The 13,678-nt window shown below is 68.5% G+C and carries 10 protein-coding genes and 2 pseudogenes; 11 read left to right on the top strand and 1 reads right to left on the bottom strand.

The window, feature by feature from the left end:
- The first annotated feature begins 67 nt into the window (after nt 1–67).
- From ACZ6NC_RS36985 to ACZ6NC_RS36935, 11 genes and pseudogenes are all read left to right on the top strand, one after another.
- Nucleotides 68–3,267, top strand: a pseudogene (locus ACZ6NC_RS36985) (Tn3 family transposase).
- A 141-nt stretch (nt 3,268–3,408) separates the two neighbouring features.
- Complete coding sequence (locus ACZ6NC_RS36980; protein ID WP_465738267.1) at nt 3,409–4,131, top strand: hypothetical protein; 723 nt, start codon at nt 3,409–3,411, stop codon at nt 4,129–4,131.
- Nucleotides 4,118–4,726, top strand: a complete 609-nt coding sequence (locus tag ACZ6NC_RS36975; protein ID WP_465738266.1) for a Fic family protein — start codon at nt 4,118–4,120, stop codon at nt 4,724–4,726. The genes ACZ6NC_RS36980 and ACZ6NC_RS36975 overlap by 14 nt, the downstream gene beginning before the upstream one ends.
- 58 nt (nt 4,727–4,784) lie before the next feature.
- Nucleotides 4,785–4,955: pseudogene (locus ACZ6NC_RS36970) on the top strand (tyrosine-type recombinase/integrase); the annotation flags it as partial.
- Between the two features lie 161 nt (nt 4,956–5,116).
- Nucleotides 5,117–6,247: a tyrosine-type recombinase/integrase gene (locus tag ACZ6NC_RS36965; RefSeq protein ID WP_465738265.1), complete on the top strand. Its 1,131-nt coding sequence runs from the start codon at nt 5,117–5,119 to the stop codon at nt 6,245–6,247.
- The gene (locus ACZ6NC_RS36960; RefSeq protein ID WP_465738264.1) at nt 6,244–6,573 is read left to right on the top strand and encodes a helix-turn-helix domain-containing protein; all 330 of its coding nucleotides are present in this window, start codon (nt 6,244–6,246) and stop codon (nt 6,571–6,573) included. Before ACZ6NC_RS36965 ends, ACZ6NC_RS36960 begins: the two co-directional genes overlap by 4 nt.
- Before the next feature lie 1,235 nt (nt 6,574–7,808).
- The gene (locus tag ACZ6NC_RS36955; RefSeq protein ID WP_465738263.1) at nt 7,809–8,978 is read left to right on the top strand and encodes a hypothetical protein; all 1,170 of its coding nucleotides are present in this window, start codon (nt 7,809–7,811) and stop codon (nt 8,976–8,978) included.
- A complete protein-coding gene (locus ACZ6NC_RS36950) occupies nt 8,978–9,619 on the top strand; it encodes an alpha/beta fold hydrolase (RefSeq protein WP_465738262.1) in 642 nt (213 codons plus the stop codon). The genes ACZ6NC_RS36955 and ACZ6NC_RS36950 overlap by 1 nt, the downstream gene beginning before the upstream one ends.
- Before the next feature lie 130 nt (nt 9,620–9,749).
- Entirely contained in the window at nt 9,750–10,091 is a 342-nt protein-coding gene (locus ACZ6NC_RS36945) for a helix-turn-helix domain-containing protein (protein ID WP_465738261.1), read from the top strand.
- A gap of 62 nt (nt 10,092–10,153) precedes the next feature.
- Entirely contained in the window at nt 10,154–12,547 is a 2,394-nt protein-coding gene (locus ACZ6NC_RS36940) for a site-specific integrase (protein WP_465738259.1), read from the top strand.
- 6 nt (nt 12,548–12,553) lie between these two features.
- Nucleotides 12,554–12,979, top strand: coding sequence for a hypothetical protein (locus ACZ6NC_RS36935; protein WP_465738258.1), 426 nt, complete (start codon nt 12,554–12,556; stop codon nt 12,977–12,979).
- 180 nt (nt 12,980–13,159) lie between these two features.
- Here ACZ6NC_RS36935 and ACZ6NC_RS36930 read toward each other — a convergent pair.
- On the bottom strand, nt 13,160–13,678 hold a 519-nt coding region (locus ACZ6NC_RS36930), incomplete at its 5' end, for a hypothetical protein (protein WP_465738257.1).

The raw sequence follows: 13,678 nt of genomic DNA, 5'->3' as shown, positions 1-13,678 counted from the left end.
GCCGCGATGATCCCGCGCGGGTGCGTACGGCGCGGCCGGCAGGGGCTGGGCATTGGGTGGGGTGGGGATGACTTCGATCGAGCGGACCGCGTACCCGCGGTTCAAGCGGCTGATCACCGCGCGTGAGCTGCACGTGTTCTTCACGCCGTCCGAGGAGGAGCGGGCCTGGGCGGAGGAGGTCGCGGACTCCGACGAGCACCAGTTGGCGCTGCTGCTGGCGCTGAAGTCGTACCAGCGGATGGGCTGCTTCCCGAAGGCGTACGACGTGCCGGACCAGGTGATGGAGTTCGTGCGCCGGGCGGCGGAGCTGACGGAGGACACCCTGCCGGTGTACGGCTCGGAGCGGACGGCCAAGAGCCAGCGGAGCCTGGTCCGCCAGCGGTGTGGGATGCGCTACGACGGACCGGGGGCCCGTGCGCTGGCCGAGGAGACGATGCGGATCGAGGCGGCGTCGAAGAACAACCCGGCGGACCTGATCAACATCGCGCTGGAGAAGCTGGTGGAGGCCGGGCTGGAGATCCCCCGGTACTCCACCCTGGACGCGATGGCCTCCGCCGTGCGGGCCCGGGTGAACGAGGAGATCCTGGCCGGCATCCGGGAGCGGATGACCGAGGACGAGCGGGTGCGGCTGCTGGGCCTGGTGGACGTCGTCGGCCTGGACGGCAAGACGCTGTTCAACGCGCTCAAGCACGACCCCGGGCGGGCGACCTGGTCGAACTTCAAGCGCCTGAAGAGCCACCTGACGTGGGTCGACGGGCTCGGCGAGACCGGCAAGTGGCTGGAGTCGGTGGCGTCGGGGAAGGTCGCGGACTTCGCCGGCGAGGCGGAGGCCCAGGACGCGGCGACGCTCAAGGACTACACCGCCCGCCGCCGGGTCGCGCTGATCGCGTGCCTGGCCGCGAAGGCGAGGATGCGGGCCCGGGACGACCTGGCGACGATGTTCTGCAAGCGGATGGCGGGCAAGGCGAAGAAGGCCCGCGAGGAGCTGGAGGAGATCCGGCGCCAGCAGCAGGAGATCGTGGAGCGGTTGGTCGCCAACTACCGCACAATGCTGCAGCAGGTCGACGTCGGTGGGCCCGCGCAGACGGCGCGGGCGAAGGCCGCCGCGCTGACCAAGCAGGCGCTGGACGCGCTGGAGGGCCTGTACGAGGAGTCCAGCGCGGCCGAGGCCGCCTCGAAGCTGGAGGGCCGGGTCTCGCCCGCCCTGCTGACGCTGGCCGAGGGGCTGATGGTGCAGTCGAACGGGCTCGCCTCGCTCACCGCGGCGGTGGAGGGGCTTGGCGGGGTTCGACGCCCAGTACGCGCAGATCGAGCGGGCTCCGCGCACCACGGCGACAACTGGGAGGTGCTGCTGCACGGGCACCTCAAGGCCGACCGGCCGGTGATGTTCGACCTGACCGACGTGATCGAGCTGAAGGCCACCAGCGAGGACTCCTCCGTGCTGGACGCCCTCGCCCACGCCAAGGCCCACCGGGCGATGGTGCGCGACTTCATCCCCGACCGCGACACCGACGGCCGCAAGGTCGACGTCTCCTTCGCCACGCAGAACTGGCAGAAGGCGATCCGCGACCGGCGCCGGCCGGGGCACTTCGTGCGCCGCCACTTCGAGGCGATGGTGTTCTACTACCTCGCCGACGAGCTCCGCACCGGCGACGTCGCGGTGCTCGACTCGGAGGAGTACGCCGACTGGTCCGAGCAGCTGCTGCCCTGGGAGCAGGTGGAGGCGAAGCTGCCGGAGTACCTGGCGGAGGTCGGCCTGAGTATCCCGGGCGAGGCTGCGACCTTCGACGGCCGGGCCCTGGTCGCCCAGCTGCGCGGTCGCCTGAGCGCGGCGGCGGCCGCGGCGGACGGCGAGTACCCGGACAACGACGAGCTGTTCATCGACCCCGACTCCGGGGCGCCCAAGCTCAAGGCCCGCCGGGCGGAGAAACCACGCAAGAGCGCCCAGGTGCTGGAGCAGGCTGTCAAGGAGCGGATGCCCGAGCGCACCCTGCTGGGCATCGTGGCCCGCACCGCGTACTGGATCGAGTGGTGGAACCGGTTCGGGCCGGCGTCCGGCAACGATCCGAAGCTGAAGGACCCGTTCGGGCGGTACGTGATCACGACGTTCGTGAAGGGCACGAACATGACCTTCGCCGAGGCCGCCCGGCACATCGCCGGCGTCTCCGGCCACGAGCTGTCCGTCGCCTCCCGGCGGCACGTCACCACGGCGAAGCTGAACGAGGCGATCGGCGACGTGGTCGACCGGCACGCCCAGCTCGACCTGTCCCGCGCGTGGGGCAACGGCACCACCGCGGCGGCCGACGGCACCCACATGGACACCTACCTCGACAACCTGCTTGCCGAGACCTCGGTGCGCTACGGGGCGGTCGGCGGGATCGCCTACCACCACGTCTCCGACCTGTACATCGCGCTGTTCACGCACTTCGTGCCGTGCGGGGTCTGGGAGGCCGTCTACATCATCGAGGGCCTGCTCAAGAACACCTCCGAGGTCCGCCCGACCACCATCCACGCGGACACGCAGGGGCTAAATACCCGGTCTTCGCCATCGCCCACCTGCTCGGCATCGACCTGATGCCCCGCATCCGCAACTGGAAGGACCTGCTGTTCTTCCGCCCCTCGCGCACCGCCCAGTACGAGCACATTGACGCCCTGTTCGGCGAAGCCGGGCGCAACATCATCGACTGGCACCTGATCGAGACCCACTTCCGCGACCTGATGAGGGTGATCGTCTCGATCCGCGAGGGCGCCATCTCCTCCGTCCTGCTGCTGCGGCGCCTGCGCTCCGGCTCTCGGCGCAACGCCACCTACACCGCGTTCCGCGAGGTGGGCAAGGTGATCCGCACCGTCCAGCTACTGCGCTACCTCTCGGACAGCCCGCTGCGGGCCCGGGTGACGGCGGCGACCAACAAGGTCGAGGCGTTCAACGGCTTCTCGGACTGGGTGCGCTTCGGCCAGAACGGCACCGTGGCGGCGAACGACCCGGTCGAGCAGGAGAAGGACGTGAAGTTCACCTCCCTGCTGGCCAACCTGGTGATCTTCCACAACACCCTGGACATCGCCGACGTGGTCCGGGAACTGCAGGCCGAGGGCCGCCCGGTCGACCCGCTCGACCTCGCGCAGGTCTCCCCGTACCTGACCGAGCACATCAAACGGTTCGGCGAATACTCCACCCACGAACTCGCCATCACCCCCGACGACTACGACGCCCGCCTGGACGTCGACTTCAGCGTGCTCAGCGAAGACGAGAAGGCGGCAGCGGCATGACGGACAAGCCGACGCGGTCCGAAAAAACCGTTCGCGATCCCAGGGGCATTGAGCCGAGACTGATGGGCCGATCACATCGGACAGGAAGAGTGGCCAGCCCTGACGTACAACCGTGACACCCTGCCCTTCCCCGACAACCGTGTGCCCCCCATCACCTACGAGGGCATTCGGAACTGGGGCGAGTTCGACCCGGCCCGCCACTCGTTCGTCTGGGACGAGGACGAGGAGGCCCGTCTCCGCTCGCTGATCTGCGCGTTGCTGTCACCCCTGCTCTCCGGTATGGCCGTCGGGTGGCACGGCGAAAACTGGTGCGAGAGCCACGTGGACGCGATCCTTCGGGAGCGATACGGCGCCTGGACCTGGGGATGGAACTGGCGCTACCGCAACGGCGGGCCCATCGGCAGCTGGGACAGCACGCCGGACTCAGTGACGACTGCCGACCGGACCGCAGCAAGCGCCATAGCCGCCCTGCTGGAGTGGCGGGAGTGGTTGGAGCGGACGGCCCAGCGCTTCGCCGAGCTGGCCCCGCCGCCGGATGCCGCACCAGAGGATCGCAGCTGGCACCTGGAACGGGCCTGCGTCCGGCTCGTGACCCACGCGCTGGACTCGGGCGCGGACAACGCCTGGCGCACCCAGACCTCGATCGTCCTGGGCTGGTTCCTCACCAGCACCGGCATGGACCGGGCCGAAGCCGCGCAGGCAGTGGAGAAAGCAATCGGTGGCCGGTTCAAGAGCTGGGTCTACCCGGAGCGGACGCTGATCGAATCCGTCGGCGAGGATCTCGCCATCGGCCTCACCGGCCACGCCCCGTACCAGGACCACCGTGAGAGGGCGGTGCTGGAGGAGCTCCATGACCGCTACTGACAGCCTCTCGGTCTGGCTGCGCGTACGCCGCGAGGTCGACTGGCAATGTGCACCGGCCCTACAGCGGGTCCCGCCCGACCGCGATGGGTTCCGATCCTGGTGCGAGGGGCCGGTGCGTCGGCGCGACCCGATTCGCGCCGAACGTCTGCTCGCCGCACACGCCTTGGCCCGAGAAGATGCCGCACGCCGCACCCCGATGGACTTCGCCCTGTTGGCCGGCTGGCAGCGCGAAGTCCTCGCTGCGACACAGGCTCCGTTTCGCGTGAGCGACGCCTACGCGAAGGCCGGCCGCGAACGCTACGGCCTGACCCCTCGCACGCAGGCCGATTTCGATTCCTGCCTGCGCGAGACGACAGACCCGGACATCCCGCTGGCCGCCCGCGCGGCCCGCGCCTACCTCGACGTGGCCTTCTTCCACCCCTTCACCGACGGCAATGCCCGCGCCGCGCTGTTGGCCTTGGTCCATGTTCTGGCCCGGGAGGACATCGTCCTTCCCGAGGTCGGCCCTCTCCAGACCACCCGCTACGCAGACGACCCGGCCGGTGCCGCCGACCTTGCCACTCTCATCGGGGTGCTCAACCGCCGCCGACGCTGAAGCGTCGGGCGGAAGCACCGACAACTTCCGCCAGGCTTCAACAATTGGGTTCTCGCAGATGAACACCCGCTTCGCCGCCTACCGGGACGCGCTGGGCCTGGACGAGAATCTGGACTTCCATTCCTTCCGGAGGTCCTACGTCACCCACCTGATCGAGGACGGCTGGGATCCCCGCTTCGTCCAGGAACAGGTCGGTCACGAGCACGCCAGCACCACCTCCATCTACACCAACCCTCGGGAATTGCATCAGATGGGCACAAAGCGGCAGGTCGCAAGGTCAAGGCCGGTGTCCACCAGTGTCCAACGGAGCGTCATGTTGGTTGCCTGAACCGGTAGTTTGGCATCGCCATCCCGTCTGATGCATGATTTGCCCTTCGAGAGGGAGGGCGAGTGAGGCAGCAGAGGCGGGTGGATCTGGCTGGGGCGGCTCATCTGGAGCTGGTCTCCGGGGTGGTGCAGTTGCGTCCGGAGGACGCGATGGTCGAGGCGATGCTGCGAGGGTGGCGGGCCCAGCAGGCCGCCCGTGGGCTGCGGGAGGACACGATCACCGCGCGGGAACGGCTGGTGCGGCGGTTCGTGGACTTCACCAACGAGTACCCGTGGGCCTGGGTGCCGGGCCATGTGGATGAGTGGTCGCTGTCGCTGACCGGCGAGAAGCACCTCGCACCGTCCACGATCCGCAGCTACCAGGGCAGCCTGCGCCTGTTCAGCGAGTTCCTGATCGACGGCCGCTACGGCTGGTCCGTGGCCTGCGAGGACGCCTTCGGTACGCATCCGGTGGCGATCTGCCACGAGTGGAACACCATCGCGCACCTCAACGACTACGAGGGCAGTCCCGAGGCGAGGCCGTTCACCCGGGAAGAGATCCAGCGGTTCCTGGACTACGCCGACGACCAGGTCGACCGCGCGGTGCGGGCCAAGCGCAAGGGCGCGCTCGCGGCCTACCGGGACGCCACCTTGTTCAAGGTCATCTACGGATGGGGCCTGCGCCGCACCGAGACCTCCAAGCTCGACCTGGTGGACTTCGGCCGCAACGCCGCGGCTCCGCAGTTCGGCCGATACGGCACGCTCAACGTCCGCTACGGCAAGGCGAAGAGAGGCCAACCTCCGCGGCGCCGGAACGTACTGTCGGTGATGGACTGGGCGGTGGAGGCGGTCGCCGACTACGTCGAGAACGTCCGGCCAAGGTTCGGCTGCGAGAACCACCCCGCGCTGTGGGTGACCGAGCGCGGTGGCCGGATCAAGCCGGCGGAGACCAACGCCCGGTTCGTCGCCTACCGTGACGCTCTGAAGCTTCCGAAGGAGCTCGTCGTCCATTCCGTCCGCCACAGCTACGTCACGCATCTGACCGAGGACGGCGTCGACCGACGCTTTATCCAATCCCAAGTCGGACACGAATGTGACAGCTCCACGGCCGTATACACCCACGTCAGCAGCGATTTCATGAACACGGCCTTGCTCAAGGCCCTCACCCCCGCGCTCGCCGGGGAGCACACGACGACGGGGAAGGACTGCCGATGACGGGCAAGCTCGACTACCAGTGGCATCTACGGCAGGTCATGGCAACGCGCGGGATGTTCTCCACCACCGACATCACGCCACTATTGGCCGAGCGCGGCATCGAACTATCCTCCAGCCAGGTCTACCGGCTCGTCGTCGAACGCCCTGAACGTCTGAGTCTGAAGATCCTGATGGCCCTGCTGGACATCCTGGACTGCACGATGGACGACCTCATCGAGCCGGTGGTCATGGCAGGAACCACCATGAAGCGGAAGGCGGTTGGTTCCGACGCGGGCGTCGGATCGTTGCGTCCGAAGCGCGCCCGCATCGCTCCGGTGGACGAATGACGTCGCAACCGGACCCCGTCCGTGATCCGGCGGGAACCGTCGTGGACCTGGTCATCGCGGCCGATCCCGGGCTCGACCGGGACACTGTCCTGCGGATTGTCGAGCAGACCGGCGGCGGACGCGCCAAGCGCCGCAGACTCGCGGCGGCCCTGGTCGAGAACCCCTCGATTCTCATCTCAGGCCGGTCCCCCGCTCCGAAGAGCGTCGGTAACCTCCTCCTCGCGTTGCGGGAGGCCGGGGCAGCCGGGATCGCACTGCCGCGGTGCGCGGAGTGCGACCGCGAGGTCACCTCGATGCAGCGACGCTCGGAACACTGGTACTGCCCACCGTGCTTCGTTCGTCCTCAGCAGTGCTCCGCCTGCGGCCACGAACGGCAGGTCGCCTTCCGCGACCGCCTCGGCCGGCCGCGCTGCGGCCAGTGCCCCGACCAGGACGACCCCGACCCGGCATCCACACTGGTCACCCTGATCACCGGGATCGACCCGGGCTTGTCGGTCCAAACGGTCTCGCTCGCGCTGGGCACGGTAGTTACCAAGCACGCCCACCTGCACAAACTCGCCTGGATCCTGTGCGATGCCCCGGAATTGCTCACCGGGGACGGTGCGAAGGCCCCCGTCCCCATGCTGCTGAGGCTGATCGACGCCCTGGTCGACGCGGGCGCCACCACGATCCGGCGGCCACCGTGCCCCGGCTGCAGCCGTATCGTGCCGCTCACGAAACAGCGCGACGGGATGAGGGTCTGCCGCACCTGTTACGCCCGCGCCCGCACGGTCGCCTGCTCCCGGTGCGGAACACTCCGGGAGCCGGCAGCCCGTGACGCGCAGGGCCGCCCCCTATGCCCGTACTGCCTGATCAGCGACCCGAACAACCTCGAAGACTGCCTCCAGTGCGGACGTCGCCAACGCGTGAGCACCCGCACGCCCGACGGCCCGCTGTGTCCGACCTGCCGACCACAGCGCATTCTTACCTGCACCATCTGCGCGAGAATCGTCCCCTGCCTCATCGCCAAGGCCACCGGTCAGCCCTGGTGTCCGGCCTGCGCTCGGCTTCGCGCGACGTGCTCATCCTGCGGGCGTATGGACGTCGTCCGCGGCGGTACGCGTCAGGCGCCTCTCTGCGGCACCTGCCTCGTCCCGCACGCCGCCTTCTGGAAGACCTGTCCCGACTGCGGAACGAGCGGACGGCTCACCTCTGGAGCCTGCGCTCGCTGCCATCTCCACGAAAAGCTCCGCAGCATGCTGCACGACAGCACCGGCGGCACGCGCCCCGAACTGGAGCCACTGCACCGGGCCCTGGCCGACACCGACCGGCCGGCAATCGCGCTCGGCTGGCTGTCCCGCCCAGCCGTCGGGGACCTCCTGGCCCGGCTCGTCACGGGCGACGGCTCCCTGACACACGCCGCGCTCGACGCACTTCCACCGAGCAAGACCCTGACCCATCTACGAAGCGTCCTGGTCGCCACCGGCGGCCTGCCCCGACGGGACGAGCACCTCGCACAACTCGAACGATGGACGAACCGCAAGATCGCCGGACGCCCCGACCCAGAGGAACGGAAGATCCTTCACCAGTACGGCACTTGGCATGTGATGCGTCGCATTCGCCAACGGTCCCGCGAGGCAACGACCGCGAACCAGGCAGCCGTTGCCCGGCGTCGCCTGAGTGCGGCGACGAGCTTCCTGGACTGGCTCACCGAGCACGACCTCACCCTCGCGACAGCCGGACAAGGCGACCTGGACCAGTGGGCCGCTGAGACGACCACCAACGGCCTCGCCAACACCGGACACTTCGTCCGCTGGGCCAAGGGCCAGAAGCTGACCCGGCTCGACCTGCCCGCACTTCGATGGACCGGCCCGATGGGCGCCATCGACACCGAGACCCGATGGGAACAGGCACGCTGGCTCCTCGGCGACAGCACCCTCAAACCGGAGGACCGAGTCGCCGGACTCCTGGTCCTCCTCTACGCCCAGCGCCCCGCAGCGATCAGCCGCCTCACCCTCGACCACGTGCACCGCGACGACCAGCGTGTCCGGCTCCAGCTCGGGAGCGTGCCAGTCGTACTGCCCGACCCCCTCGCCAACCTCGTCCTCCACGTGGTCGCAGACCGCCAGGGGCACGCGTCACTCGGCGCCCCCGACACGTCACCGTGGCTCTTCCCCGGCGGACGACCAGGAGACCCGATCAGTTCGTCCCGGCTCGCCGAACGACTCCACGCCATCGGCATCCTCCCCGGCCAATCCCGCTCCGCAGCCCTGTTCCAACTTGCCGAGGAACTCCCGGCCGCACTGCTCGCGCGGATGCTCGGAATTCACATCGGCGTCGCCGTTCAGTGGCAGCGAGCCGCAGCCGGCGACTGGGCCACCTACGCCGCCGACGTCAGCCAACGCACCGCAAGATGGGAAAACTGATGACACCTCACCACCACCCTGACCACGCCGCAGTCCTCCTGATCCACGGCGGACTCTGGGAGGACGGCATGGACGCCGACCGGTTCTGGGCCGCACCGGGAATCTCAGGCGGCCTCGAACGCGAAGGCTTCACGGTGCTGGCGCCGAACCGTCTCCACCGCCCATCGAGCTGGGACGCCGAGGTCGAACACCTCGCCCCCGCCCTGCCCGGCCACCCTGTCTCGGTGGTGGCCGGATCAAACGGGTGCTCGGTGGCCGTTCGCCTCGCGTTGGCCTTCCCGGACCGGATCGAAAGACTGCTGCTGGCCTGGCCCGCAACCGCGGGAGACCCCGCAGTGGACTCCCGCACCCGCATCGGCCTGACCGGCCTTGGTGCCTCCGACCAGATCATTCGTGCCTTGCTGGACGGGCAGACCCTCCGAGGCGTCGCCGAGGCCGAACTGGCGACGCTCAAGATGCCGATCAGTGTGCTCCCCTCAGTCCCAGAGAACCCGTTCCACCAACGACACACCGTCGATGCGCTCCGACGGCTCCTGCCGGACAACAACGAACTCCCCGGCTGCCCGGAGCCACCCCGCCCGGACTTCGGCCCCCACTTGACCCAGTTCCTGGCCTCGGTCACCAAGGCCATCAGCCGATGACGACCCGCCCATTCGGACAGTTCCAATACCCGACGTCACCATTACACGTCAGCGACGACTTCATGAACACCATGCTCCACAGGGCACTTGCGCCCGCGCTCGCCCAGTTCCCCGCAAACAAGGACCGCTGATGGCCGCGAAGCTCGACTACCACTGGCACTTGCGCAAGATCATGGCCGACCGAGGGCTCTTCTCCACCACCGACCTCATCCCGCTACTGGACAAACGGGGCATCACCCTATCGTCGAGCCAGGTCTACCGGCTCGTCGTCGAGCGCCCCGAGCGGCTCAGCCTGAAGATCCTCATGGCCCTGCTCGACATCCTCAACTGCACCATGGACGACCTCATCGAGCCGACCGCCCCGGCGGGTGCCGGAACCGCTACCGGAACAAAGAAGGCTGTCGGTGCCGAGGCAGGCGTCGGTGACCTGCGACCCAAGCGAGCCCGCATCCGCGGTTTCGAGCGGCCGTGACCGCACCCGGTCCTCCCGAGCGGGCCGTCTCCGACCCGATCGGGCTCATTGCGGACCTGGTCGTGGCCATCGAACATCAGCTGGAGCCGGACCGGATCCGTGCCGTGGTCGCCAGCGTCGCGGGTGGACGCTCGAAGTCACGCCTCCTCGCGGCACATCTCAGTGAGCATCCTCGCGTGCTGAACGACGGTCGCTCGCCGGCGCCCAGGGCCGTCGGCGACCTGCTCATCGCCCTGCGTGAGGCCGGGGCCCAGACGGTCTCGCCGCCGTGTTGCGCCGAATGCGGCAGGCAGATACGAACGCTCCAGCGCCGCGGCCAGGACTGGTACTGCTGGAACTGCGGGCGGTCACAGCCCGAGCCGTGTGGTGCCTGCGGAAACACCCGCTGGGTCACTTCACGCGACCGGACCGGGCGGCCGCGATGCGGGAAGTGCCCGGACGACGACGGACGCGACCCCATCGCAGTGATCGGCGCCCTGATCGCTGAGCTGGATCCGCAGGCCGACCGGGAGGCGGTCTCCGAGGCGGTCCGTCGATCGGCACCTCGTCCCTCCTACCAGCGGAAACTTGCCTGGGCCCTGGAATCCCACCCAGCTCTGCTGACCGGCGACGGTCACCTCGCACCCCACCGCGCGATCCTCAAGCTGATCGACCTGCTGCACGAGGCCGGCATCGGCGGGATCGTCCGGCCGTCCTGCCCCGGCTGCCACAGAGTCGTACGCATCGACAAGCCTCTGGACGGAAAGCGGGTCTGCCGCATGTGCATCTCCCACTCCCGTATGGAGGAGTGCTCGGGATGCGGAGCCCGCCGAGAGCCCGCCACCCGCGACGACCAAGGCCGGCCAGTGTGTCCGAACTGCCTGGTCAGCGACCCGGCGAACCTGGAGACCTGCATCAACTGCGGCCGACGAAGGGTCGTAAACACCCGCACACCGGACGGCCCGCTCTGCCAAGGCTGCCCCTCCTTGTTCACCGCGAATTGCAGTATCTGCGACGCGGAGAAACCCTGCGGCACCTCCCGGACTACGGGTCGGCTATGGTGCCTGGACTGCCAGCGTCACTCCGCGCCGTGCTCGGCCTGCGGCGGCGTCGCGGCGGTCGTCTCCGGCACTCTCGACCAGCCCCTTTGCCGGCGCTGCACCGCGCCCGAGGTCTGGCACACCTGCCCCACCTGCAGCGATCCCAATTACCCGCACCCCGGTCAGTGCGCTCGTTGTCTCATCAATCGGCGCCTCAACGAGCTCCTGGGCCCTCCGTCCGATGCCCTCCATCCCGGTCTCGAAGCCCTGCGGAACAACATCGCCACCACCGAGCACCCACTCACCGCCAATCGGTGGCTGAACAAGCCGTCCGTGTCTCCGGTCCTGGCCGACCTCGCGGCCGGCCGACGAGCCCTGAGTCACGAGGCCCTCGACGAGCTGCCCGACAGCCCGCCCCTCGCCCACCTCCGCCAAGTCCTCGTCGGCGTCGGCGCCCTGCCCGGGCGGGACGAGTACATGGTCCGCCTCGAACGTTTCCTCACCAGCCTTCTCGCATCACAGCCGGACCCCGAACAGCGCAAAGTCCTTCACCAGTACGCGATATGGCACCTGGTCCGTCGACTACGCCGACGCAGCAACGGCCGCCCCCTGACCCCGCAGCAGTTCGCATCCGCGCGTCAACGCACCGACGCGGCCGTCGCCTTCCTTACCTGGCTTCAGGCTCACGACCTCGCCTTGGAGACGTGCCGACAGGCCAACCTCGACCGGTGGCTCACCGACGACTCCGCGACCTACCGCCCCACAGCCGGGCACTTCGTCCGCTGGGCTCGTGCCAACAAGCTCACCACCGTCCACGTCCCCGCTGTCCGCTGGCACGGCCCCACCCAGCCACTCGATGACGAACACCGGTGGAACGTCGCCCGCCGGCTCCTGCACGACGACACCCTCAAGCCCGAAGACCGCCTCGCAGGACTGCTTCTCCTCCTCTACGCACAGGGGCCATCGGCGATCCACCGACTGACCATCGAAGACGTCGAGGTCGGCGCTCAAGAGGTACGTCTCCACCTCGGTAGTGCACCCGTTCAGCTGCCCGAGCCCGTCGCCCAGCTGGCCCGCACCGTCGCCGCGAACCGCAAGGGGCACGCGACCATCGGCGTCCTGGCTCCGTCTCCATGGCTCTTCCCCGGCGGCCAGCCCGGACGTCCGATCAGCACCACACAGCTGAACCAGCGCCTGAACCAGCTCGGGATCCGGCCCAACCAGGCCCGCAGCACCGCTCTCTTCCAGCTCGCCACCGAGATCCCCGCCGCGATCCTCGCCCGCACTCTGGGCATCCACACCGACGCCGCCGTCGCCTGGCAACGTCTCTCTGCGGGCGACTGGGCAACCTACGCAGCCGAAATCAGCCACAGAACAAGTCGCCACGACCACGAAATCGCGTCCGGTGACCGGTGCCGCGACTCACGACATGAATGAGATCCAATGCGAAGCTATCGCTACAAGGTGCAGAAGAGTGGCTTCGGACTGTTTCTTGGGATCACGGCCGAAGCCATCCGACTGACGGTCCCGCCAACTGCCGGCGCCCCCGTCGGCGGCCGAGTCTGGCTAGACGCTTCCGAGGTCAACAACGCCTACTACGGCAGCCGGCTGGCACTCACCGAGAGTGAAGTCGCCACGCTGCGAGTCGGCCTGGGCAAGGTCTCTGGCGACATCGAACTCGTCGAAAGCAGCCCTTACATACTGATCGCAGTCCGAGCACTGGAGATCTTCGAGGTCGATTACGCAGAGGTGGCCCTCGCGCCGGCGATCGCCGGGTGGGCCGAAGCGGAGTTCTCTCTGGCACCCCGCCGCTGCCACGCCACTCGCGACAGCGCTACCGGCGAGTTCACGGTGGACTGGGATGAGTGACCTACATGGCCAATGGTGTCATCGGGTGCGATCACGCCCAAGGCATTCGGACAGTTCTAATACCCGACGTCACCATTATGCGTATCCTCCGACTTCCGCACCCGCACGCTGCGACGGGCGCTGGACTCGACGATGGACGCCGCTCTGCGGCCGGCAAGGAGGGCATGATGAAGCGCCAGGTCAGCTACCAGTGGCGGCTGCGTGCTCGTACCCCTCTTCGAACTCGTGGCTGATGTACTCGGCAAGGTCTTCGCCGTAGTAGATGATGTCCGTGCCCCAGATCGACAGGACCGGGTGCCCGTGAGTTCCACGACCTGCGGGAAGGAATCGGTGCGCGTAGAGAGGTACCAGTTGGGGCACCGACGCCAGGTGCTTCTCTGCTGCGGCCCGGACGTCCTGCGGTTCTGCGAGGCGCGGGCCCCACGAGGCATGCCAGTACCCGTGCTCGACCGCTGACAGCACCCCATCGGTCGGCCACGCGAGGTGGGAGCGGAGTTCGTCGGGGTCGCCGTTGCGCCAGTCCGGCCAGGGCTTCTCCCAGGTGGCGCCCTCTTCGGGTGGTGAGCAGACGGGTAGGCCGGCTGCCAGGAAAGCGCGGTGGTCGTCAGAGGACGTTAAGTCCGTTTCTGGATGATCTGGTGTCGCCCGTTCGTGGGTACAGAGTCGTTCAGGCTGACTCGCGTGTCGTGTGCATGTTGG

It is taken from the genome of Kitasatospora sp. NPDC041988 (genome assembly GCF_055588525.1).
This window is presented reverse-complemented; position numbering and strand designations above follow the sequence as displayed.